20 protein-coding genes and 1 tRNA gene are annotated in these 23,971 nt (G+C 67.7%); 3 read left to right on the plus strand and 18 right to left on the minus strand.

The features are described from left to right. Positions 1-158 precede the first annotated feature (158 nt). From fusA to MQN93_RS37225, 15 genes are all read right to left on the minus strand, one after another. The gene (fusA, locus tag MQN93_RS37155) at positions 159-2,285 is read right to left on the minus strand and encodes an elongation factor G (RefSeq protein ID WP_016434618.1); all 2,127 of its coding nucleotides are present in this window, start codon (positions 2,283-2,285) and stop codon (positions 159-161) included. A gap of 39 nt (positions 2,286-2,324) precedes the next feature. Continuing rightward, complete coding sequence (gene rpsG, locus MQN93_RS37160; RefSeq protein ID WP_003992340.1) at positions 2,325-2,795, minus strand: 30S ribosomal protein S7; 471 nt, start codon at positions 2,793-2,795, stop codon at positions 2,325-2,327. A gap of 2 nt (positions 2,796-2,797) precedes the next feature. Beyond that, positions 2,798-3,169 carry a 30S ribosomal protein S12 gene (rpsL, locus tag MQN93_RS37165; protein WP_003948652.1) on the minus strand — a complete coding sequence of 124 codons (372 nt, stop codon included), beginning with the start codon at positions 3,167-3,169 and terminating at the stop codon, positions 2,798-2,800. A 321-nt stretch (positions 3,170-3,490) separates the two neighbouring features. After that, a complete protein-coding gene (locus MQN93_RS37170; protein WP_037782707.1) occupies positions 3,491-3,952 on the minus strand; it encodes a DUF1707 and DUF4190 domain-containing protein in 462 nt (153 codons plus the stop codon). 197 nt (positions 3,953-4,149) lie between these two features. Further along, the gene (locus MQN93_RS37175; RefSeq protein ID WP_016434610.1) at positions 4,150-8,049 is read right to left on the minus strand and encodes a DNA-directed RNA polymerase subunit beta'; all 3,900 of its coding nucleotides are present in this window, start codon (positions 8,047-8,049) and stop codon (positions 4,150-4,152) included. 96 nt (positions 8,050-8,145) lie between these two features. Then, the gene (gene rpoB / locus MQN93_RS37180) at positions 8,146-11,631 is read right to left on the minus strand and encodes a DNA-directed RNA polymerase subunit beta (protein WP_016434609.1); all 3,486 of its coding nucleotides are present in this window, start codon (positions 11,629-11,631) and stop codon (positions 8,146-8,148) included. 557 nt (positions 11,632-12,188) lie between these two features. Next, complete coding sequence (gene rplL / locus MQN93_RS37185) at positions 12,189-12,578, minus strand: 50S ribosomal protein L7/L12 (RefSeq protein ID WP_106964460.1); 390 nt, start codon at positions 12,576-12,578, stop codon at positions 12,189-12,191. 123 nt (positions 12,579-12,701) lie between these two features. After that, entirely contained in the window at positions 12,702-13,232 is a 531-nt protein-coding gene (gene rplJ, locus MQN93_RS37190) for a 50S ribosomal protein L10 (RefSeq protein WP_016434607.1), read from the minus strand. Positions 13,233-13,510: 278 nt separating this feature from the next. Next, positions 13,511-14,380 (minus strand): SCO4651 family lipoprotein, encoded by an 870-nt coding sequence (locus MQN93_RS37195; protein WP_016434606.1) that lies wholly within the window; start codon positions 14,378-14,380, stop codon positions 13,511-13,513. Between the two features lie 110 nt (positions 14,381-14,490). Further along, positions 14,491-15,399 (minus strand): SCO4651 family lipoprotein, encoded by a 909-nt coding sequence (locus MQN93_RS37200; RefSeq protein ID WP_242712974.1) that lies wholly within the window; start codon positions 15,397-15,399, stop codon positions 14,491-14,493. Positions 15,400-15,541: 142 nt separating this feature from the next. Next, the gene (gene rplA / locus MQN93_RS37205; RefSeq protein ID WP_016434604.1) at positions 15,542-16,267 is read right to left on the minus strand and encodes a 50S ribosomal protein L1; all 726 of its coding nucleotides are present in this window, start codon (positions 16,265-16,267) and stop codon (positions 15,542-15,544) included. A gap of 82 nt (positions 16,268-16,349) precedes the next feature. After that, positions 16,350-16,784 (minus strand): 50S ribosomal protein L11, encoded by a 435-nt coding sequence (gene rplK, locus MQN93_RS37210; RefSeq protein ID WP_007384044.1) that lies wholly within the window; start codon positions 16,782-16,784, stop codon positions 16,350-16,352. Between the two features lie 176 nt (positions 16,785-16,960). Beyond that, positions 16,961-17,803 (minus strand): transcription termination/antitermination protein NusG, encoded by an 843-nt coding sequence (nusG, locus tag MQN93_RS37215; RefSeq protein WP_016434603.1) that lies wholly within the window; start codon positions 17,801-17,803, stop codon positions 16,961-16,963. Positions 17,804-17,883: 80 nt separating this feature from the next. Continuing rightward, positions 17,884-18,168, minus strand: a complete 285-nt coding sequence (gene secE / locus MQN93_RS37220) for a preprotein translocase subunit SecE (RefSeq protein WP_016434602.1) — start codon at positions 18,166-18,168, stop codon at positions 17,884-17,886. Positions 18,169-18,271: 103 nt separating this feature from the next. Then, a tRNA-Trp gene (locus MQN93_RS37225) sits at positions 18,272-18,344 on the minus strand. 282 nt (positions 18,345-18,626) lie between these two features. Between MQN93_RS37225 and MQN93_RS37230 the strand changes: the two genes are divergently transcribed. Together MQN93_RS37230 and MQN93_RS37235 are read left to right on the plus strand one after the other, a co-directional pair. Next, a complete protein-coding gene (locus tag MQN93_RS37230) occupies positions 18,627-19,853 on the plus strand; it encodes a pyridoxal phosphate-dependent aminotransferase (protein WP_242712975.1) in 1,227 nt (408 codons plus the stop codon). Between the two features lie 115 nt (positions 19,854-19,968). Further along, on the plus strand, positions 19,969-21,009 hold the full coding sequence (locus tag MQN93_RS37235; protein WP_016434600.1) for an adenosine deaminase: 1,041 nt from the start codon (positions 19,969-19,971) through the stop codon (positions 21,007-21,009). Between the two features lie 11 nt (positions 21,010-21,020). On the opposite strand, the gene MQN93_RS37240 is transcribed toward MQN93_RS37235, so the two are convergent. Continuing rightward, positions 21,021-21,632 (minus strand): TetR/AcrR family transcriptional regulator, encoded by a 612-nt coding sequence (locus MQN93_RS37240; protein ID WP_242712976.1) that lies wholly within the window; start codon positions 21,630-21,632, stop codon positions 21,021-21,023. A 103-nt stretch (positions 21,633-21,735) separates the two neighbouring features. Between MQN93_RS37240 and MQN93_RS37245 the strand changes: the two genes are divergently transcribed. Next, positions 21,736-22,368: an NAD(P)-dependent oxidoreductase gene (locus tag MQN93_RS37245; protein WP_242712977.1), complete on the plus strand. Its 633-nt coding sequence runs from the start codon at positions 21,736-21,738 to the stop codon at positions 22,366-22,368. A gap of 30 nt (positions 22,369-22,398) precedes the next feature. Here MQN93_RS37245 and MQN93_RS37250 read toward each other — a convergent pair whose 3' ends face one another. Both MQN93_RS37250 and MQN93_RS37255 read right to left on the minus strand, forming a co-directional pair. Beyond that, positions 22,399-23,454 carry a UDP-N-acetylmuramate dehydrogenase gene (locus MQN93_RS37250; RefSeq protein ID WP_242712978.1) on the minus strand — a complete coding sequence of 352 codons (1,056 nt, stop codon included), beginning with the start codon at positions 23,452-23,454 and terminating at the stop codon, positions 22,399-22,401. A gap of 132 nt (positions 23,455-23,586) precedes the next feature. Continuing rightward, positions 23,587-23,967 (minus strand): hypothetical protein, encoded by a 381-nt coding sequence (locus tag MQN93_RS37255; protein ID WP_016437700.1) that lies wholly within the window; start codon positions 23,965-23,967, stop codon positions 23,587-23,589. Between the last annotated feature and the right edge of the window lie 4 nt (positions 23,968-23,971).

The following is a 23,971-nucleotide window of genomic DNA, read 5'->3' on the forward strand; positions in this document are numbered from 1 at the left end:
GTGGAGTGGTTCTGGTACGCCTTACTTCATCGGCGCCAGGTGATCTTTGCTGTCATGGCCCGGGCCCCGGGGCACTCCCCCACGAATGGGGAGGAATGCCCCGGCAGGCTCCGGAGTCAAGCCTAAGGCGTGTGGACGCAGTGCGTTAACGCGGTGCGTTACTCGCCCTTGGCCTTCGCGATGATCTCCTCGGCGACGTTCCGCGGAACCTCGGCGTAGGAGTCGAACTGCATGGAGTAGCTGGCGCGGCCGGACGTCTTGCTGCGCAGGTCGCCGACGTAACCGAACATCTCCGAGAGGGGCACGAGGCCCTTCACGACGCGGGCACCGGCCCGCTCCTCCATGGCCTGGATCTGGCCACGGCGGGAGTTGATGTCGCCGATGACCTCACCCATGTAGTCCTCGGGCGTGGTGACCTCGACGGCCATCATCGGCTCGAGCAGCACGGGGCTGGCCTTGCGGGCGGCCTCCTTGAAGGCCTGCGAGCCGGCGATCTTGAAGGCGAGCTCGGAGGAGTCGACCTCGTGGTAGCCACCGTCGATGAGCGTGACGCGCACGCCCGTCATCTCGTAGCCCGCGAGGATGCCGAACTGCATGGCCTCCTGCGCACCGGCGTCGACCGAAGGGATGTACTCCTTCGGGATACGGCCACCGGTCACCTTGTTCACGAACTCGTACGAGGCGTCGCCGCCCTCGATGGGCTCGATCGCGATCTGCACCTTGGCGAACTGACCGGTACCACCGGTCTGCTTCTTGTGGGTGTAGTCCACGCGCTCGACGGCCTTGCGGATCGTCTCGCGGTAGGCGACCTGCGGCTTGCCGACGTTGGCCTCGACCTTGAACTCACGGCGCATACGGTCGACCAGCACCTCGAGGTGCAGCTCGCCCATACCACCGATGATGGTCTGGCCGGTTTCCTCGTCCGAGTGAACCTGGAAGGAGGGGTCCTCCTCCGCGAGACGCTGGATGGCGACACCCAGCTTCTCCTGGTCACCCTTGGACTTGGGCTCGATGGCGACCTGAATGACCGGCGCCGGGAAGTCCATGGACTCCAGGATGACCGGGTTCTTGTCGTCGGACAGCGTCTCACCGGTGGTGGTCTGCTTCAGGCCCATGACGGCGATGATGTCGCCGGCGCCCACCGACTCGATCTCCTCACGCTTGTTCGCGTGCATGCGGTAGATCTTGCCGATGCGCTCCTTCTTGCCCTTGACGGAGTTCAGCACGGCGGTGCCGGACTCCAGGCGGCCCGAGTAGACCCGGACGAAGGTGAGCTTGCCGAGGTGCGGGTCGCTCATGATCTTGAACGCCAGCGCGGACAGCGGCTCGTCGTCGGACGGCTTGCGCTTGACGACGACCTCGGGGTCCTTCACGTCGTGGCCCTCGATGGCCTCGACGTCGAGCGGGGTCGGCAGGTAGCGCACGACCGCGTCGAGCAGGGGCTGGACGCCCTTGTTCTTGAACGCGGTACCGCAGAACACCGGGGTGACCGTGGTGTCGCTGGACTTGCCGGACGCGATGGTGATGCGACGGATCGCGGCGTACAGCTGCTCCTCGGTGGGCTCCTGGCCCTCCAGGTACAGCTCCATGACCTCTTCGTCGTTCTCCGCGACGGCCTCGACCAGCTTGCCGCGCCACTCCTCGGCGGCCTCGGTGTGCGTGGCCGGGATGTCGACGACGTCGTACATCTCGCCCTTGGCGGCCTCGGCGGACCACACGAGCGCCTTCATGCGGACCAGGTCCACGACGCCCTTGAAGTCGGCCTCGGCGCCGATCGGGAGCTGCATGACGAGCGGCTGGGCGCCCAGGCGGTCCGAGATCATGTCCACGCAGCGGTGGAACTCGGCGCCGGTACGGTCCAGCTTGTTCACGAAGCAGATGCGCGGCACGCCGTAACGGTCGGCCTGACGCCACACCGTCTCGGACTGCGGCTCGACACCGGCGACACCGTCGAACACCGTGACGGCACCGTCGAGGACGCGGAGCGAACGCTCCACCTCGACCGTGAAGTCGACGTGCCCGGGGGTGTCGATGATGTTGATCGTGTAGTCGTTGTCCTCGAGCGGCCAGTGACAGGTGGTGGCAGCAGAGGTGATCGTGATGCCACGCTCCTGCTCCTGCTCCATCCAGTCCATGGTGGCAGCGCCGTCGTGGACCTCACCGATCTTGTAGCTGACGCCGGTGTAGAAGAGGATCCGCTCGGTGGTGGTCGTCTTGCCCGCGTCGATGTGGGCCATGATCCCGATGTTGCGGACCCTGGCCAGGTCAAGTGAAGTGGTAGCCATAAGGCTTCAGTCTTCTCTCGGTCTCGATGGGGGAAGCGACTACCAGCGGTAGTGCGCGAAGGCCTTGTTGGACTCGGCCATCTTGTGGGTGTCCTCGCGCTTCTTCACAGCGGCACCAAGGCCGTTGGAGGCGTCGAGAAGCTCGTTGAGCAGACGCTCGGTCATGGTCTTCTCGCGACGGGCGCGCGAGTAACCGACCAGCCAGCGCAGCGCGAGCGTGTTGGCACGACCGGGCTTGACCTCGATCGGAACCTGGTACGTCGCACCACCGACACGGCGGGACTTGACCTCGAGGGTCGGCTTGATGTTCTCCAGCGCGCGCTTCAGCGTGATGATCGGGTCGTTGCCCGTCTTCTCACGCAGACCCTCCATGGCGCCGTAGACGATGCGCTCGGCGGTGGAGCGCTTGCCGTTGAGCAGCACCTTGTTGATGAGGGAGGTCACCAGAGGAGAACCGTAGACCGGGTCGATGATGACCGGGCGCTTCGGGGCGGGGCCCTTACGAGGCATTCTTACTTCTCCTTCTTGGCGCCGTAGCGGCTGCGGGCCTGCTTGCGGTTCTTGACACCCTGGGTGTCGAGCGAACCACGGATGATCTTGTAGCGAACACCCGGCAGGTCCTTCACACGGCCGCCGCGCACGAGCACGATGGAGTGCTCCTGCAGGTTGTGTCCCTCACCCGGAATGTAAGCGGTGACCTCGATCCCGCTGGTCAGACGCACACGCGCGACCTTACGCAGGGCCGAGTTCGGCTTCTTCGGGGTGGTCGTGAACACACGCGTGCAGACGCCGCGACGCTGAGGGGAACCCTCGAGTGCGGGCGTCTTGTTCTTCTCGACCTTGTCCTGCCGGCCCTTGCGGACCAGCTGCTGGATCGTAGGCACTACTTCTCCGGTTTCTGTGTGCCGAATGGTGAAGCTAACCTGGAACGTCGCCGACCCACGCGGTCGGGTGTGTCGAATCCGGTGGACCCCCGCCGCGAGGCAGGAAAGAGCACAGATTACGGTGGCCGCTCACAGCTCGCGATGCGGTTGAAGGCACGCACGAGAGCCAGGGCACACCCCAGGCACAAGGTCTGAGCGTACCTACCTCATTCGCTGTGGTCAAAACAAATGGGCCGCGCCCGCATCACCGTGCGGTCCATGTCAAGACCATGCGCAGAAATGATCTTCGATTCGCCGCTTCGGACCCCTGCGCCGGGGTCGTCAGCCGGCCGCGATGGACACCGCAAGCAGCAGCGTCAGCACCAGCGCCCAGCCCGCGGTCGACAGCCAGCCGAGCACCAGTCCGGTCAGGGCGAGACCGTCGCCGCCCTCGCCGGTGCGCTCCATCTCGTTGCGCGAGGCGTGGCCCAGGATGACCGCCGGGATGCCGGTGAGCCCCATGGTGGGCAGACAGAGCAGGCCGCACACGGCCGCCCCTATCGCCTTCGCGTTCGTCTGCCGCCGCACCGGCAGAAAGGTCTGCGGAACGGGCGCGGCGGCCGCCGGCTGCGGCACCGGCCCCGTCGGGAGGTCGGAGACCAGCAGCGCCAGCTCCCCCACCGTACGAGCCGCGTAGGCCCGCGACACGCGCTTCTCGAACTCGTCGTGCTGCAGCCTGCCCTCCCCGTACCCCGCTCTGAGCACATCCACGGCACGCTCACGATCCGCATGCGAGGCAAGCATGGACGGGCCGGCCTGCGCCTGCCACGGCTGCCAAGGAGTCGGGTACGACACGGACACCTCCCCCAGAGGCGGCTGAATCCCTTCATCATGCTCCAACGCACCGTTTTCGGCAGGGGTTCCCGCGGGGGTTCCTGAGAACACGCCGCAGGGCGGCCACCCCGAGAGGTGACCGCCCTGCGATGCGAGCGAACGCTTGCCTACTGGTTGTACGGCCCGTAGTCGTAGTCCTCCAGCGGCACCGCCTGGCCGGAGCCCGTGCCGAACGGGCTGTAGTCGATGTCGTCGTAGCCGACGGCCGAGTACATCGCGGCCTTGGCCTCCTCGGTGGGCTCGACCCGGATGTTGCGGTAGCGGGACAGGCCCGTACCGGCCGGGATGAGCTTACCGATGATGACGTTCTCCTTGAGGCCGATGAGCGAGTCGGACTTGGCGTTGATCGCCGCGTCCGTGAGGACTCGCGTCGTCTCCTGGAAGGACGCCGCCGACAGCCAGGACTCCGTGGCCAGCGAGGCCTTGGTGATGCCCATGAGCTGCGGACGACCGGAGGCCGGGTGACCGCCCTCCTGGACCACACGACGGTTCTCGGTCTCGAACTTCGAGCGCTCGACCAGCTCGCCGGGCAGCAGCTCGGCGTCGCCGGACTCGATGATCGTCACACGGCGCAGCATCTGCCGGATGATGATCTCGATGTGCTTGTCGTGGATCGACACACCCTGCGAGTTGTAGACCTTCTGGACCTCGCCGACCAGGTGGACCTGGACGGCACGCTGGCCCAGGATGCGCAGCACGTCGTGCGGGTTGGTGGCACCCACGGTGAGCTTCTGGCCCACCTCGACGTGCTCGCCCTCGGACACCAGGAGCCGGGCACGCTTCGAGATCGGGTACGCCGTCTCGTCGCTGCCGTCGTCCGGGGTGACGACGATCTTCTTGGTCTTCTCGGTCTCCTCGATCCGCACGCGGCCGGAGGCCTCGGAGATCGGGGCGACACCCTTGGGCGTACGGGCCTCGAAGAGCTCGACGACACGCGGCAGACCCTGGGTGATGTCGTCACCGGCCACACCACCGGTGTGGAAGGTACGCATCGTCAGCTGGGTGCCGGGCTCACCGATGGACTGGGCGGCGATGATGCCGACCGCCTCACCGATGTCGACCAGCTTGCCGGTGGCCAGCGAGCGGCCGTAGCACATGGCGCAGGTGCCGACCTGGGACTCGCAGGTCAGGATCGAGCGGGTCTTGACCTCCTCGATGCCGTTGGCGACCAGCTGGTCGATGAGCACGTCACCGAGGTCCACGCCCGCCGGGGCGAGCACCTTGCCGTCGACCACGATGTCCTCGGCGAGGCAGCGCGCGTACACGCTGGTCTCGACGTCGTCCGCCTTGCGCAGGACGCCGTCGGCGCCACGGTCGGCGATCTTGAGGCGCAGACCGCGGTCGGTGCCGCAGTCCTCCTCGCGGATGATGACGTCCTGGGAGACGTCGACCAGACGACGGGTGAGGTAACCGGAGTCGGCGGTACGCAGGGCGGTGTCCGCCAGACCCTTACGGGCACCGTGCGTGGAGATGAAGTACTCCAGCACGGACAGGCCCTCGCGGAACGACGCCTTGATCGGACGCGGGATCGTCTCGTTCTTCGCGTTCGACACCAGACCACGCATACCGGCGATCTGACGCATCTGCATCATGTTGCCTCGTGCACCCGAGTTCACCATCATGAAGATCGGGTTGGTCTTCGGGAAGTTGTCGTTCATCGCCTCGGCGACCTCGTTGGTCGCCTTGGTCCAGATCGCGATGAGCTCCTGCGTGCGCTCGTCCTTGGTGATCAGACCGCGCTCGTACTGCTTCTGGACCTTCTCGTCCTGCGCCTCGTAGCCCTTGACGATCTCCTTCTTCGCCTCGGGAACGACGACGTCGGAGATGGCCACGGTGACACCGGAACGGGTCGCCCAGAAGAAGCCGGCCGCCTTCAGGTTGTCGAGCGTCGCCGCCACGATGACCTTGGGGTAGCGCTCGGCGAGGTCGTTGACGATCTCGGAGAGCTGCTTCTTGCCGACCTCGTAGTCGACGAACGGGTAGTCCTCGGGCAGCAGTTCGTTGAAGAGCGCACGGCCCAGCGTGGTCTTCAGACGGAAGCTGTCACCCTGCTGCCACTCCGGCTCGCCCTCCTCCTGCGCCGGAGGCGTCCAGCCGCGCGGCGGGATGGTGCCCACCGGGAAGCGGATGTCCACCTTCGACTGCAGCGAGAGGTCGCCGGCGTCGAACGCCATGATCGCCTCGGCCACGGACGCGAAGGAGCGGTCCTCGCCCTTCACGTTCCGCATCTCGCCGTCGGTGGTGAGGAAGAACAGACCGAGGACCATGTCCTGGGTCGGCATCGTCACCGGACGGCCGTCGGCCGGCTTGAGGATGTTGTTCGAGGACAGCATCAGGATGCGGGCCTCGGCCTGCGCCTCCGCGGACAGCGGCAGGTGCACGGCCATCTGGTCACCGTCGAAGTCCGCGTTGAACGCGGTGCACACGAGCGGGTGGATCTGGATGGCCTTGCCCTCGACCAGCTGCGGCTCGAAGGCCTGGATGCCGAGGCGGTGCAGGGTGGGAGCACGGTTGAGCAGCACCGGGTGCTCGGCGATGACCTCTTCGAGGACGTCGTACACGACGGTGCGGCCGCGCTCCACCATGCGCTTGGCGGACTTGATGTTCTGCGCGTGGTTCAGGTCCACGAGCCGCTTCATCACGAACGGCTTGAACAGCTCCAGCGCCATGGCCTTGGGCAGACCGCACTGGTGCAGCTTCAGCTGCGGGCCGACGACGATGACGGAACGCGCCGAGTAGTCGACTCGCTTGCCGAGCAGGTTCTGACGGAAGCGGCCCTGCTTGCCCTTGAGCATGTCGGACAGCGACTTCAGCGGACGGTTGCCGGGGCCCGTGACCGGGCGGCCGCGGCGGCCGTTGTCGAAGAGCGCGTCGACGGCCTCCTGGAGCATGCGCTTCTCGTTGTTCACGATGATCTCGGGCGCACCGAGGTCGAGAAGCCGCTTCAGGCGGTTGTTGCGGTTGATGACACGGCGGTACAGGTCGTTCAGGTCGGAGGTCGCGAAGCGGCCACCGTCCAGCTGCACCATCGGGCGAAGGTCCGGCGGGATGACCGGCACGCAGTCGAGCACCATGCCCTTGGGGCTGTTGGAGGTCTGCAGGAAGGCAGACACGACCTTCAGCCGCTTCAGGGCGCGGGTCTTCTTCTGGCCCTTGCCGGTGCGGATGATCTCGCGGAGCTTCTCGGCCTCCTCCTCGAGGTCGAAGGACTCCAGGCGCTTCTGCAGCGCCGCGGCACCCATCGATCCGTCGAAGTACGTGCCGAAGCGGTCGCGCAGCTCGCGGTAGAGCAGCTCGTCGCCCTCGAGGTCCTGGACCTTGAGGTTCTTGAACCGGGTCCACACCTCGTCGAGGCGGTCGATCTCGCGCTGCGCACGGTCGCGCAGCTGCTTCATCTCGCGCTCGGCACCCTCGCGCACCTTGCGGCGCACGTCGGCCTTGGCGCCCTCGGCCTCCAGCTCGGCCAGGTCGGTCTCGAGCTTCTTGGCGCGGGCCTCCAGGTCGGCGTCCCGGCGGTTCTCCACCTGCTGACGCTCGACGGAGACGTGCGCCTCCAGGGAGGGCAGGTCGCGGGTACGGCGCTCCTCGTCGACGTACGTGATCATGTACGCCGCGAAGTAGATGACCTTCTCGAGGTCCTTGGGGGCCAGGTCGAGCAGGTAGCCCAGACGCGACGGGACGCCCTTGAAGTACCAGATGTGCGTGACGGGAGCGGCCAGCTCGATGTGGCCCATCCGCTCACGGCGCACCTTGGCGCGAGTGACCTCGACGCCGCAGCGCTCACAGATGATGCCCTTGAAGCGGACACGCTTGTACTTGCCGCAGTAGCACTCCCAGTCCCGGGTGGGGCCGAAGATCTTCTCGCAGAAGAGTCCGTCCTTTTCCGGCTTGAGGGTGCGGTAGTTGATGGTCTCGGGCTTCTTGACCTCGCCGTGGCTCCACTGACGGATGTCGTCAGCGGTGGCCAGGCCGATCCGGAGCTCGTCGAAGAAGTTGACGTCGAGCACTATGCGTCAATCCCTCTCAGGGTCGTGAGTCTGTGGTCTGAAACGGGGGCCTGGGGGTCGGCGGGCCCTGGTCGGTCAGGGCCCGCCGGACTCCCGTCAGACCTCTTCGACGCTGCTCGGCTCGCGCCGGGACAGGTCGATGCCGAGCTCCTCCGCAGCGCGGAAGACGTCCTCGTCGGTGTCGCGCATCTCGATGGACATACCGTCGCTGGACAGCACCTCCACGTTCAGGCAGAGAGACTGCATCTCCTTGATGAGCACCTTGAAGGACTCGGGGATGCCGGGCTCGGGGATGTTCTCGCCCTTGACGATGGCCTCGTAGACCTTCACGCGGCCGGTGACGTCGTCGGACTTGATGGTCAGCAGCTCCTGGAGGGCGTAGGCGGCGCCGTAAGCCTCCAGCGCCCACACCTCCATCTCGCCGAACCGCTGGCCACCGAACTGGGCCTTACCACCCAGCGGCTGCTGGGTGATCATCGAGTACGGACCGGTCGAGCGGGCGTGCAGCTTGTCGTCGACCAGGTGGTGCAGCTTCAGGATGTACATGTAGCCGACCGAGATCGGGTCCGGGAACGGCTCACCGCTGCGGCCGTCGAACAGCCGCGCCTTACCGGTCGGGAGCACCATGCGCTCGCCGTCCCGGTTCGGAATGGTGTGCTGCAGCAGACCCGCGAGCTCGTCCTCGCGCGCACCGTCGAAGACGGGGGTCGCGACGTTCGTGCCCGGGTCGACCTGGTCGGCGCCGATCGCCTGCAGGCGCTGCGCCCACTCCTCGCTGAGGCCGGAGACGTCCCAGCCGCGGCTGGCGAGCCAGCCGAGGTGGATCTCCAGGACCTGTCCCGGGTTCATTCGGGACGGGACACCCAGCGGGTTGAGGATGATGTCGACCGGCGTTCCGTCCTCGAGGAACGGCATGTCCTCGATGGGCAGGATCTTGGAGATGACGCCCTTGTTGCCGTGGCGGCCGGCGAGCTTGTCACCGTCGGTGATCTTGCGCTTCTGCGCGACGTAGACGCGCACCAGCTGGTTCACACCGGGGGGAAGCTCGTCACCCTCCTCGCGGTCGAAGACGCGTACGCCGATGACCTTGCCGGTCTCGCCGTGCGGCACCTTCAGCGAGGTGTCACGGACCTCACGGGCCTTCTCACCGAAGATCGCGCGCAGCAGGCGCTCCTCGGGGGTCAGCTCGGTCTCACCCTTGGGGGTCACCTTGCCGACGAGGATGTCGCCGGCGATGACCTCGGCACCGATGCGGATGATGCCGCGCTCGTCGAGGTCGGCGAGGACCTCCTCGGAGACGTTCGGGATGTCCCGGGTGATCTCCTCGGGGCCGAGCTTGGTGTCACGGGCGTCGACCTCGTGCTCCTCGATGTGGATCGAGGAGAGGACGTCGTCCTGCACGAGGCGCTGCGACAGGATGATCGCGTCCTCGTAGTTGTGACCCTCCCACGGCATGAACGCGACCAGCAGGTTCTTGCCGAGGGCCATCTCGCCCTCTTGGGTGGCGGGACCGTCGGCGAGGACCTGGCCCTCGACGAGGCGGTCGCCCTCGCTGACGATGACCTTCTGGTTGACCGAGGTGCCCTGGTTGGAACGGGCGAACTTGGCCAGGCGGTACGTGATGTACGTGCCGTCGTCGTTGGCGGTGGTGATGTAGTCCGCGGAGACCTCCTGGACCACACCCGCCTTCTCGGCCTTGACCACGTCGCCGGCGTCGACCGCGGAGCGGTACTCCATGCCGGTGCCGACGAGCGGGGCCTCGCTCTTGATGAGCGGCACGGCCTGGCGCATCATGTTCGCGCCCATCAGGGCACGGTTGGCGTCGTCGTGCTCGAGGAACGGGATCATGGCGGTCGCGACCGACACCATCTGGCGCGGCGAGACGTCCATGTAGTCCACGTCGTCACCGGCGACGTAGTCGACCTCACCGCCACGGCGGCGGACGAGGACGCGGTTCTCGGCGAAGCGCAGGTCGTCCGTCAGGGTGGCGTTGGCCTGCGCGATGACGAATCGGTCCTCTTCGTCGGCCGTCAGGTAGTCCACCTCGTCGGTGACCTGGCCGTCGACGACCTTGCGGTACGGCGTCTCGACGAAACCGAACGCGTTGACCCGGCCGTAGGAGGCGAGCGAGCCGATCAGACCGATGTTCGGGCCTTCGGGCGTCTCGATCGGGCACATGCGGCCGTAGTGCGAGGGGTGCACGTCACGGACCTCGAAGCCGGCCCGCTCACGGGAGAGACCACCCGGGCCAAGAGCCGACAGACGGCGCTTGTGGGTGAGACCCGACAGCGGGTTGTTCTGGTCCATGAACTGCGAGAGCTGGCTGGTGCCGAAGAACTCCTTGATGGAGGCGACGACCGGCCGGATGTTGATCAGGGTCTGCGGCGTGATCGCCTCGACGTCCTGGGTCGTCATGCGCTCACGGACGACTCGCTCCATACGCGCCAGACCCGTACGGACCTGGTTCTGGATGAGCTCGCCGACGCTGCGCAGACGACGGTTGCCGAAGTGGTCGATGTCGTCGGTCTCGACGACGATCGTCTGGCCGCTGTCGCCGACCGTCTCGATCTCGCCCGCGTGCAGCTTCACCAGGTACTTGATCGTCGAGATGATGTCCTCGACGGTCAGGATGCCCGCGTCCAGCGGAGCGTCCGCACCCAGCTTCTTGTTGACCTTGTAGCGGCCGACCTTGGCGAGGTCGTAGCGCTTGGGGTTGAAGTAGAGGTTCTCGAGCAGCGTCTGCGCGGCCTCACGCGTGGGGGGCTCGCCCGGACGCAGCTTGCGGTAGATGTCGAGCAGCGCGTCGTCCTGGCCCTGGGTGTGGTCCTTCTCCAGGGTGGCGCGCATCGACTCGTACTCGCCGAACTCCTCCAGGATCTGCTCGGTCGTCCAACCGAGAGCCTTCAGGAGCACGGTGACGGACTGCTTGCGCTTGCGGTCGATGCGCACACCGACCATGTCGCGCTTGTCGATCTCCATCTCCAGCCAGGCACCCCGGGACGGGATGATCTTGGCGGAGAAGATGTCCTTGTCGGACGTCTTGTCGATGGAGGAGTCGAAGTAGACACCCGGCGAACGGACCAGCTGCGACACCACGACACGCTCGGTGCCGTTGATGACGAAGGTGCCCTTGTTGGTCATGAGCGGGAAGTCGCCCATGAAGACCGTCTGGGACTTGATCTCGCCGGTCTCGTTGTTGGTGAACTCGGCCGTGACGAACAGCGGAGCCGCGTACGTGAAGTCGCGCTCCTTGCACTCGTCGATGCTGTTCTTCGGCGGCTCGAAACGGTGGTCGCGGAACGTCAGCGACATCGACCCGGAGAAGTCCTCGATCGGGGAGATCTCCTCGAAGATCTCCTCGAGGCCGGACTTCGTGGGGACATCCTGACCGGATTCCAGAGCCTCCTCGACCCGACTCTGCCAGGCGGTGTTGCCGAGCAGCCAGTCAAAGCTCTCGGTCTGCAGCGCGAGCAGGTTGGGAACCTCGAGAGGCTCCTTGATCTTTGCAAAAGAGATGCGCAGCGGGGCGGTGCTGGCGCCGTTGTTCGTATTCGCGGTCGAGGCATTGCGCGAGGCGGCCAAGAGGGGGTCCTTCCGAGGGCTCGGACTCACTACGCGCGTACCGGTCCCTCATCCAGCGCACGAGGACAGATTTCCCTGGGACGGCTTTTTGGCCAGGTCAGGGACGGTCTGAACGTCGGTGCTGGGGCGAGGGCAGACCCCTGGTGACGGGCAGGGGACAGCTAACAGGCAGCGCAAAGGGTCAGTGTAGCCACTTGGCACACTGATGTCCAGCCCCGATTTTTTGAGACCCTCGTTGTCCTCAACGCCCTCGGCATGCCTGCCCTCGATGCACGTTGATACTGCCCTCTTCGTCGCCGATCCATGCCTCGGATTCGGATCGTTGTGACGACGCGTCCTGAGAATTGCGCGCTGCGTGCGGTTCGTCAAGGCCCCCATGGCCCAAACCACATACCACCTGGGGTGCTTGAAGGCACGACGAAGATCACCATACTCCGCACACCGGTCGGTGCAAGGCAGCCGCCGCCCGACGCCCCAGAACGCCGAAGAGCGACCACCCGGATGGATGATCGCTCTTCACTGCTCAGGCGTTACACGCCCGGTGGAGCCGAGAGGTCTTACTTGACCTCGACCGAGGCGCCGGCGCCCTCGAGGGACTCCTTCGCCTTGTCGGCGGCGTCCTTGGCAACCTTCTCGAGGACGGGCTTCGGGGCGCCGTCCACCAGGTCCTTGGCCTCCTTCAGGCCGAGGGAGGTCAGCTCACGCACGACCTTGATGACCTGGATCTTCTTGTCGCCGGCGCCGGTGAGGATGACGTCGAACTCGTCCTTCTCCTCGGCGGCCTCGGCAGCGCCACCGGCGCCACCCGCGGGGGCGGCAACGGCGACGGCCGCGGCGGCGGCGGTGACGTCGAACTTCTCCTCGAACGCCTTCACGAACTCGGAGAGCTGGATGAGGGTCATGCCCTCGAACTCGGCGAGCAGTTCGTCCTGGGTGAGAGCCACGATGGCTTTCCTTCCACTAATTCGGCTGGTGCCGGATGTACATGTCTGGCGGGCGTACGTTCGGCCCGCTACGACCGCTGCCTTGAGGGCCGAAGCCTTCGGGCGGCAGTCATTTCGCGAGCCGAGTTACTCGGCACCGCCCTGCTCGTCCTGCTTGGCGCGAAGCGCGTCCACGGTGCGGACGAGCTTCGACGGGAGCGCCTGGAAGACCTGAGCAGCCTGCGTCTGCTTGCCCTTCAGGGCGCCCGCCAGCTTGGCGAGCAGAACCTCGCGGGACTCGAGGTCCGCAAGCTTCTTGATCTCGTCGGCGGACAGCGCCTTGCCGTCAAGGACACCGCCCTTGATGACGAGATTCGGGTTGTCCTTGGCGAAGTCACGAAGACCCTTCGCCGACTCCACCGGGTCACCGGTGACGAAGGCGACCGCCGTCGGACCGTTGAACAGGTCGTCGAGCGTCGAGATCCCGGCCTCGTTGGCCGCAATCTTGGTCAGCGTGTTCTTCACCACGGCGTACTGGGCGTTCTCACCGAGCGAACGGCGCAGCGTCTTCAGCTGCGCCACGGTGAGACCCCGGTACTCGGTCAGCACGGCGGCGTTCGAGCTGCGGAACTGCTCCGTCAGCTCGGCCACCGCGGCAGCCTTGTCGGGCCTTGCCATAAGCGTCGGCCTCCTTCCGGGTGATGAGACCGCTCGGAAGGGCCGGCAAAAACGAAACGCCCCGGCGCAGGCGCACGGGGCGTAGCTCGACCGAAATCCCCTTGGACAGGGGCTTGCCGGGAGCTCTTCCACAGTCACCTGCGCGGGTCGTCCGCAGTTCAGCGGATCCTTCGGCCACCGGGCCCTCTTGCGAGCACACGGCAACGACCAGCGGTCTTTGGCTTCTTCAGGAGAGTACGTGACCGGATTGCCGCGAGGCAAATCCGGTCCTGCGGCGCTCAGCCGGTCTGGGCCCCCTTCATCATCTCGGCCAGGTCGGCGGTGTCCTTGGCGGGCGGGGCCGCGACGGTCACCGGCTTGTTGTAGTCGAGGAAGGTGATGGTCATGTCCATCGGGCCCTTGTCGGCGTCGCCCCGCATCCGGAACTGCTTGGTGTGGTCGTCGCCGTCGATCCACATGTCCATGGTCATCGAGTCGATGCCCATCTTCTCGTACTGCTCGAGGCTCTTCTCGCGCTGCTCGCGGACGGTCTTGCTCTCGTCCTTGAAGGAGGCCTTGAGGTCGGCGAGCGTGACCGTGCCCTTGTAGTGGGTGGTCTTGACGCCCTCGACGGTCTCGGTGCCGACCTTCTTCACGTCCTTGGAGCCGGTGAGGAAGGTGGAGTCGCTGGCCGGGTTCTTGTCGGCCTGGCCGGCGCCCAGCTGGTCGGCGTTCAGCTCCTTGTCGGCGCCGAGCGCGGACATGTCGAACTTGATCCAGCTCTTGCCGTCCATCTCCTTGGACATCTCGGCGTTGCCGCCGATGTACATGGCGTTGTCCACGAGCCGGATCTCGACCGGGCCGTCGGTGGCCTGGTCCTTCGCCGTCATCTTCATGCTCATCGCGAGCGGCTTCATGCTCATCGCCGCCTCGCCGGAGATCTGCCCCTCCCCCGGGACCTTCCCCGTCATGCGGTAACGCAGGGACGTGATGTCCTCGCTGTTCTTCGCGGCCTTGGCGACGGCCGCGGCGGGCGTCATCGCCGGCGACTTCTCCGCGTCCGCGTCGTCGCCCTTCTGACAGCCCACGGCTCCGGCGGCGAGCAGCAGGGCGGCGAGGCCGGCCCCGGTCGCTCTGCGGCGCACGGAACCACGTACCGAAAACTCCATCGATTTCCCCCCAAAGGAAACTCTTGGCAAATACACAGGTGCCGTGAGCCTAACCTCAGTCGCCTCAGAAGTCTCCCCCAATACCGCACTCACCAGGGGAAACTCCGGTCTCAGGGGGCCGCGGAGGCGCCGCCCTGCTTCTTCAGCAGCTCCTTGAAGTCCTCGGTGTCAGCCGCCGGGGGCTCCTGGGCGGAGACCTTCACGCCGTAGTCGCTGTAGTACGCGGTCTGGCTGTACTCACCGGCCGACATCTGGCCCTTCTCGGTCTTCTTCACCAGCAGGTCCTGGTCGTCGACCCAGATGTCGACGGACTCGGTGGTGACCCCGGCCTGGGTGAGCTGCTTCTTCAGGCCGGCCAGCTGGCTCGCCGTGAGGTTGGAGTTCTTGCCCGCGAGGTCGGCGACGTCCACCGTGCCCGCGTAGTGCGTGGTGTTCACGCCGCGCACCTTCTCGGTGCCGACCTTCTTGACGTCCCCGGAGGCCAGCAGGAGCTTCACCGACTGGTTGGGCGTCGTGTTCTGCATCTGGTCCTTGAGATAGGCGCCGGAGCCGCCGCCGAGGTCGGCGAGGTCGTCGTAGCCGTACCGGATCCAGTGCTTGCCGCCGGCCTGCTGGGCGAACTTCTCGCCCATCTTCGCGTAGTAGGCGTCGGGCAGATAGCGGGCCTGCATCGAGGTGGTGCCCAGCTGGCGCATGGTGTCGGCCATGGTGCCGCCGGTGTACGTGATGGTGAGGTTGCCGGTGAGGCCGTCGGACCAGCCGAGGGCGCCGTCGGCCTTTATCGCCATCAGGGAGCCCATCGTGGTCGTGGACTCGACCTTGGCGGAGTCGGCGCCGTCGGTGGACTTCTCCGCGGTGCGCAGCGCCGCGATGGGGCTGAGGTGCGAGGCGTCCTTGCCGGACGCCTTGTCGTCCTGGTCGGAGCCCCCCGAGGAGCCCGAGGAGCAGGCGGTCGCCCCCGACAGCGCGGCCACCGCCGCGACGAAGAGACCGATCCGGCGCACGCTCGTGCTGTTCATTCGTCCCCCACCCCTATGCGATTGCTGTGCCTGCACGCTAACGCAGGGCACCGACACCCGTACTGGGAAATGGGACGGGCCCCGCACCTCGGAAGGTTGCGGGGCCCGCGTCACAAACGCGTGTGCGCGACTGCCATCGGGATCAGACGGCGGCCGGGTCCTCCTCGACGAGGAGGTTGCGGGTGCGGTTCGGGTCGACCGGGATACCGGGGCCCATGGTGGTGCTGACCGCGGCCTTCTTGATGTAGCGGCCCTTGGCGGCGGACGGCTTCAGACGGAGGATCTCCTCCAGCGCGGCGCCGTAGTTCTCCACCAGCTTGTCGTCGTCGAAGGACGTCTTGCCGATGATGAAGTGCAGGTTCGAGTGCTTGTCGACGCGGAACTCGATCTTGCCGCCCTTGATGTCGGAGACGGCCTTGGCGGTGTCCGGGGTCACGGTGCCGGTCTTGGGGTTCGGCATCAGACCACGGGGACCGAGCACGCGGCCGAGGCGGCCGACCTTGCCCATGAGGTCCGGGGTGGCGACGACGGCGTCGAAGTCCAGACGCCCCTTCGACACCTCGTCGATCAGCTCGTCGGCACCGACGATGTCGGCGCCCGCGGCACGCGCGGCCTCGGCACGGTCACCGGTCGCGAAGACCAGGACCCGGGCGGTCTTACCGGTGCCGTGCGGAAGGTTCACGGTGCCACGGACCATCTGGTCGGCCTTGCGCGGGTCGACACCCAGACGGAAGGCGACCTCGACGGTGCCGTCGAACTTGGTCGTGGAGGTCTCCTTGGCGAGACGGACGGCCTCGAGCGGGGCGTAGAGCTTGTCCCGGTCGATCTTCTCGTCCGCAGCGCGGAGAGACTTGCTGCGCTTGCTCACTGCTTCTCCTGGTGAGTCTTAGGAGTCGTGGTCCGGGCCGAGCAGGCCCTGCCACTTCTGCTGATGTACAGGGGGTTGGGGCTCAGCCCTCGACCGTGACGCCCATGGAACGCGCGGTGCCGGCGATGATCTTCGCGGCGGCGTCCAGGTCGTTGGCGTTCAGGTCGGGCATCTTGGTGGTGGCGATCTCGCGGACCTGCGCCTGGGTGATCTTGGCGACCTTGGTCTTGTGCGGCTCGCCGGAGCCCTTCTCCACGCCCGCGGCCTTGAGGATCATCTTGGCGGCCGGCGGCGTCTTGGTGATGAAGGTGAAGGAGCGGTCCTCATAGACCGTGATCTCCACCGGGATCACCCAGCCACGCTGCGACTCGGTCGCGGCGTTGTACGCCTTGCAGAACTCCATGATGTTGACGCCGTGCTGACCCAGCGCGGGGCCGACCGGCGGGGCCGGGTTGGCGGCACCGGCCTGGATCTGGAGCTTGATGAGCCCCGTGACCTTCTTCTTCTTGGGAGGCATTGCTCTCCGGGTCCTTTCGGTTCGGGTCCTGCCTGCCTACGGGGACCACCCGAACGCAGGCATACCGCACAACGATAACGGGTATGGATGCGCGGCCAAAAACCGAGCAGGTCAGACAAGCAGCGAGCGCTCGCCTGACCTGGTCGGAAGCTCTGTGAAGCTCAGAACAGAAGAGGCTAGTTCTTCTGGATCTGGTCGAAGGAGAGCTCGACCGGCGTCTCGCGGCCGAAGATCTCCACCAGGCCCTTGACCTTCTTCGAGTCGGGGTTGATCTCGTTGATGGTCGCCTGGAGCGTGGCGAACGGGCCGTCGGTGACGGTGACCGAGTCGCCGACCTCGAAGTCCAGCACCTGGACCTCGACCTTGCGCTGCGGGGCGGGCTTGCCCTCGGCCTCGGCGGCCTCGCGGGCGGCCTTCTCCTCGGCCTCCGGGGCGAGCATCTTGACGATCTCGTCCAGGGTCAGCGGGTAGGGGTCGTAGGCGTTGCCCACGAAGCCGGTGACGCCGGGGGTGTTGCGGACGACGCCCCAGGACTCGTTCGTCAGGTCCATGCGGACCAGGACGTAGCCCGGGAGCTTGTTCTGCTTGATGGTCTTGCGGTCGCCGTTCTTGATCTGGACGACCTCTTCCTGCGGCACCTCGGCCTGGAAGATGTAGTCCTCGACGTTCAGCGAGACGGCGCGCTGCTCGAGGTTGGTCTTCACGCGGTTCTCGTAGCCGGCGTAGGTGTGGATGACGTACCACTCGCCGGGCAGCGTGCGCAGTTCCTCGCGGAGGGCCACGACCGGGTCGACCGGCTCGGCCTCTTCTTCCTCTGCGGCCTCTTCCTCGGCCGCGGCTTCCTGCGGGGCCGCTTCGTCGTCCACGACCGTCACGGCGGCCTCCTCGGCGGGCTCGCCCGCCTCGGCCTCGGCAGCCTCGAACTCGTCCTGCTCGTCCGCGCCCTCGACGATGTCGAGCTCGTCGTCCACGGACTCGTTCGGCTCGATGGCGTCGTCGTTCAGGTTCGTGTCAGACACGGTGGCTGCTTCTTCCTGGATACATAGGGGTGGAACACGCGAAAGGGGCGCCGGGTACCTCGGCGCCCTTCGCTCTCGGCTCAGCCGAAGACGTACTTGGCCGCGTGGTTGAGCCCATAGTCAATCACGGTCACCAGGCCGATCATGATGACGACGAAGACAATCACCACGCTGGTGTACGTCGTCAGCTGGTTGCGCGTGGGCCAGACGACCTTGCGGAGTTCGGCAACCACCTGGCGGTAGAAGAGGGCAAGCCTCTTGAACGGACCCTTCTTGGCCCGCTTGCCGCCCTTGCGGGTCTTCTTGGGCTCCTGTGCCTCGTCCTGGGCATCAGGCGTGTCGATGGAGCCCACGGCGTCCGCCATTCGTCCTCACCTGTTCCCGGGTCGTGGCCGTGCCGCGCCCGGTCTGAGCCGCACGGCTGTGCATTGCTGTACGTACGCGCACACCTGGCGAAGGTGTGTGTAGCAGGGCCGGAGGGACTTGAACCCCCAACCGCCGGTTTTGGAGACCGGTGCTCTACCAATTGAGCTACGACCCTTTGTGTGTCCCCCAACGTACCGCATCCGGACGAGTGCTCGGTGTGCACCGTCCGTGCGCGGCAGCTGATGGCCAACGAGGTGAGAGTGTACGTGGTCCGAAGCGCCCCGTCGAACAGAAAGCGCCCGTAGGGGCCTTGGGGCAGGAGGACCGCCGGGAAAGGCCCGGAAGATCACCCAGGCCGTACGGGGATTTGGGACGGGTGTTCAACGGCCGACCCGTGGATGTTCAGTCTGTGAAACCCGCGTGCCGCGCCGGTTTCCGGTCTGGAACGATGGGCCCCATGAGCGCTGCAACCCCTCCCACCGAGCGCCGGGTCTCCGCCCGAGTCGGCGCGATCTCCGAGTCCGCCACCCTCGCCGTGGACGCCAAGGCCAAGGCCCTCAAGGCCGCCGGGCGTCCGGTGATCGGCTTCGGCGCCGGTGAGCCCGACTTCCCGACCCCGGACTACATCGTCCAGGCCGCGATCGAGGCCTGCTCGAACCCGAAGTACCACCGGTACACCCCGGCCGGCGGTCTGCCCGAGCTGAAGTCCGCGATCGCCGCGAAGACGCTGCGCGACTCGGGCTACGAGCCGGACGTGTCGCAGATCCTGGTCACCAACGGCGGCAAGCAGGCCATCTACGAGGCCTTCGCCGCGATCCTCGACCCGGGCGACGAGGTCATCGTGCCGGCGCCGTACTGGACGACGTACCCGGAGTCGATCCGGCTCGCGGGCGGTGTCCCGGTGGAGGTCGTCGCGGACGAGACGACCGGCTACCGCGTGAGTGTGGAGCAGCTGGAGGCGGCACGCACGGAGAAGACGAAGGTCGTCCTCTTCGTCTCCCCCTCCAACCCGACCGGCGCGGTCTACTCCGAGGCCGAGACCGAGGCGATCGGCCGCTGGGCCGTCGAGCACGGCCTGTGGGTGCTGACCGACGAGATCTACGAGCACCTGGTGTACGGCGACGCGGTCTCCGTGTCGCTGCCGGCGCTGCTGCCCGAGCTGCGCGACAAGTGCATCGTGGTCAACGGTGTGGCGAAGACGTACGCGATGACGGGCTGGCGCGTGGGCTGGGTCATCGGTCCCAAGGACATCGTCAAGGCGGCGACCAACCTGCAGTCGCACGCCACGTCGAACGTGTCGAACGTCGCGCAGGTGGCCGCTCTGGCCGCCGTCTCCGGCGACCTGGAGGCCGTGGCGACGATGCGTGAGGCCTTCGACCGCCGCCGCAGGACGATTGTGCGGATGCTCAACGAGATCGACGGCGTGGTCTGCCCCGAGCCCGAGGGCGCCTTCTACGCGTACCCCTCGGTCAAGGCGCTGGTCGGCAAGGAGATCCGCGGCAAGCGCCCGCAGGACACGGTCGAGCTGGCCGCGCTGATCCTGGAGGAGGCCGAGGTCGCGGTCGTTCCGGGCGAGGCCTTCGGCACGCCGGGCTATCTGCGCCTGTCCTACGCCCTCGGTGACGAGGACCTGGTCGAGGGTGTCAGCCGCATCCAGAAGCTGCTGGCGGAGGCGCGGGACTGACGTCGCCGTACCGAACGGGCCACCTCGCTGGGGGTGGCCCGTTTTTTCGTGCGAGCAAGACCACGTACGGGGAATCCGCTACCGGGACGGCCGGGACGTACGGCAGGATCCTGGAATGGAGCGTGTACGTGATGTCTCTGAGCTGCCGAAGGCCCATCTGCATCTGCATTTCACCGGGTCGATGCGGCCCACCACCGTCCTGGAGCTGGCCGACAAGTACGGCGTACGGCTGCCCGAGACGCTGACCGAGGCGCTGACCAGCGGGGAGCCGCCGAGGCTGCGGGCGACGGACGAGCGGGGCTGGTTCCGCTTCCAGCGGCTGTACGACGCCGCCCGCTCGTGTCTGCGGGAGCCCGAGGACATCCGGCGGCTGGTGCGGGAGGCGGCCGAGGAGGATCTGAAGGACGGTTCGGGCTGGCTGGAGATCCAGGTGGACCCGACGTCGTACGCGCCCCGTCTGGGCGGTCTGATCCCGGCGCTGGAGATCATCCTGGACGCGGTGGAGACGACGATGCGGGAGACGGGTCTCGGGATGCGGGTGCTGGTCGCCGCGAACCGGATGAAGCACCCTCTGGACGCCCGCACGCTGGCCCGGCTGGCCGTGCGGTACGCGGAGCGCGGGGTGGTCGGCTTCGGCCTGTCGAACGACGAACGCCGGGGCATGGCACGGGACTTCGACCGGGCGTTCGCGATCGCCCGCGACGGCGGGCTGCTGTCGGCCCCGCACGGCGGCGAGCTGACGGGTCCGGCCTCGGTCCGTGACTGCCTGGACGACCTGCACGCGCACCGCATCGGGCACGGTGTGCGGGCGGCGGAGGACCCGCGGCTGCTGGAGCGCCTCGCGCGCAGGGGCGTGACGTGCGAGGTGTGCCCGGCCTCGAACGTGGCCCTCGGTGTGTACGAGAAGCCGGAGGACGTGCCGCTGCGGACCTTCCTCGACGCCGGCGTCCCGATGGCGCTCGGTGCCGACGACCCGCTGCTGTTCGGCTCGCGGCTCGCCGCCCAGTACGAGATCGCCCGCCACCACCACGACTTCACGGACGCGGAACTGGCGGAACTGGCCCGCCAGTCGGTACGGGCCTCGGCGGCACCGGAGGATGTGAAGACGAAGCTGTTGTCGGGCGTCGACGACTGGCTGAGCGCGCCGGTGGACTGATGGTGTTGCCCTCACGCAGGGCTGTCGGCGGCGGAGATTCCCGTGGTCAGGGTCCGGGCGAGGCGGCGGGCGAAGTCGTCGACGGGTGGGAGCTCGCCCGTCTCCGTGGCCTCGTAGGCGAACGCGCGCTGGGCGCAGGCGCCCAGGAGCAGGGAGGCGGCGGCGTAGGTGTCGGCGTCGGGGCGGATGCGGCCGAGTCTCTGCTCGGCCCGCAGATAGGCGTCCAGTCCCTGGATCGGCACGTGCGGGCCCAGTCCCATCTGCCGCATCGCGTCGTCGTGCCGCCGCTTGAGCTGGGTCTCGGCGTACAGGGAGGCGGCGATCGGGAAGCTCTGCTCGTAGAAGAGGGCGGCCTGGCGGGCGATCTCGGTGAGGTTCTCCTCCGGTGTGCCCTGGCCGGGCTCGGCGGCGAGGCTGCTGAGCAGGGGGGTCAGCCGGGGCAGCCGCTCCGACAGGACGCGGATGAACAGCTCCTCCTTGCTCGCGAAGTACTTGTAGAGCGCCGCCTCGGAGCAGCCCGCCGCCCTGGCGATCTCCTTGGTGGTGGTGCGGGCCAGCCCGACGGTGAGCATCAGCTCGTGGGCGGCATCGAGGATGCGGACCCGGGCCGGCTGCGTCTGCATGGTACGTCCAATCGGGCTTGACGGGTGGGTGAGTGCTTACCCACTCTAGTGGGAGGGAGGGTGAGTGAATACTCACCCACCAACTGCGAGCACGGGAGTACCCATGAAACTCACCGTTTTCGGCGCCACCGGCGGCATCGGCCGGGAGATCGTCCGCCAGGCCCTGGACGCGGGTCACGAGGTCACGGCGGTCGTACGGGATCCCGGACGGCTGTCCGTCACGGGCGCGCGTCTTCAGGTGTTCAGTGACGACCTGGCGGACCCGGCGTCGCTGCGTCCGGCGGTGGCCGGGCGGGACGTGGTCCTGTCCGGGCTCGGGGCGCGCAGCCGCAAGGACGCGGGCGTCGCGGCCCGGCTCACGCGCACGGTCCTGGGCGCGATGGAGGCCGAGGGGGTGCGGCGACTGCTCGTGGTGAGCGCGGGGCCGGTGGGGCCGCAGCCCGAGGGGAACGGGCTGCTCGACCGCGCCGCACTCGGGATCGTCTCCGCGGTGCTGAAGGGCGTGTACGCCGATCTGGCGGAGATGGAGGCCGAGTTGGCGCGCAGCGCCACGGACTGGACGGCCGTGCGGCCGCCGCGGCTGCAGAACAAGCCGGTCACCGGGGTGTACCGGACAGTGGTCGGCGGTTTTCCGGCCGGGGGCCGGTTCATCGGGCGCGCGGACGTGGCACACGCGATGCTGGCGATGGCCGGGGACCCGGGGACGGTGAAGCAGGGGGTGGGCGTCGCCTACTGAGCTTCGGCCGTACGGCCCGCGCGGTGGCTCTCAGAGGCTGACGCCGACCGTCATCGGCTCGTTGACCAGGGTGATCCCGAAGGCCTCGTGGACGCCGGCGACGACCTCGCGGGCGAGGGCGAGCAGGTCCTCGGTGGTGGCGCCGCCCCGGTTGGTGAGGGCGAGGGTGTGCTTGGTGGAGATACGGGCGCGGCCGCTGCCGTAGCCCTTGGTGAAGCCGGCCCTGTCGATCAGCCAGGCGGCGGAGGTCTTGGTGTGGCTGTCCCCGGCCGGGTACGCGGGCGGCATCACGTCGTCGCCGAGCCGCTCCTGCACGCGCGCGTGGAAGGCGGCGAACTCCGCGTCGGTGAGGATCGGGTTGGTGAAGAAGGAACCGGCCGACCAGGTGTCGTGGTCCTCGGGGTCCAGGACCATGCCCTTGCCGGAGCGCAGCTTCAGCACGGTCTCGCGGGCGGCGGCCAGCGGCACGCGGTCGCCGGGCTCGACGCCGAGGGCGCGGGCCGTCTCCGCGTACCGGATCGGTCCGGACAGACCGGACGCGTCCTCCAGCTCGAAGCGGACGCGCAGGACGACATACCGCTCGGGGTCGGCCTTGAAGCGGCTGTGGCGGTAGGAGAACGCGCAGTCCGCGTTCGGGACGGTGACCGTCTCGCGGGTGCGGCGGTCGTAGGCGACGACCTCGGTGATGGTGGAGGAGACCTCCTGGCCGTACGCCCCCACGTTCTGGATCGGGGTCGCGCCGGCCGAGCCGGGGATGCCGGCCAGGCACTCGATGCCGGCGAGGCCGGCCTCCACGGTGCGGGCGACGGCGTCCGTCCACACCTCTCCGGCGGCCAGCTCCAGGCGGGTGCCCTGCAGCTCGAATCCCTGGGTGGCGATGACGAGGGCGGTGCCCGCGAAGCCCTTGTCGCCGATGACCAGGTTGGAGCCGCCGCCGATCAGCAGCAGTGGCGTACCAGTGTCGTCGGCCTCGCGGACGGCGGCGATCACCTCGGCGTCGGTCGTCGCGGTGAGCAGCCGGGTCGCGGGGCCGCCCAGCCGGAAGGTGGTCAGCGGGGCGAGGGGGGCGTCGTGGAGTTCCTGCACGCGCCCAAGACTACGAGACGGCACCGACAGCCCGGCCGGCCCTCGGCCGGAGGCGCCGGGTACGCGCGCGTGCGGACCCGTCGGCGTGGACGGGGCCGCACGCGCGCGTGCCCGCACATGTGGCTCAGCTGTTCAGCTCAGCTGCCGCCGCGCCTCGGCCCAGTCCAGCGGCAGGTCGTTGCTGGAGACGGTCCAGCGGGCGTACTTCGAGTCCCGCATCTGTGCGGCCAGGCCGCCGGAGGCGGGGGCGTGCACTCGGGAGCGGGCGAACTCCTTGAGTGCCTGCGGTGACTCCCAGGCGGACAGGGTCCAGAACGTCCGCTTCAGGGGCTGCGCCTTCAGGGAGGCCCCGTAGGCGCCGGGCGCCCGGCTCACTCCCCTCCACACGCCCGGCGTGCGGACCATGAAGCGGAGCGCTCCCCACAGGGTGCGGGTCTCGAAGCGGGAGGCGAAGACGTGGACCTCGGTGTCGCGGGGCGGGGGGTTCGGGACGGTCCAGGGCAGGGTGGGCATGGCT

The sequence above is a fragment of the Streptomyces spinosisporus genome (assembly GCF_022698145.1).
GTDB classification, from domain to species: domain Bacteria; phylum Actinomycetota; class Actinomycetes; order Streptomycetales; family Streptomycetaceae; genus Streptomyces; species Streptomyces spinosisporus.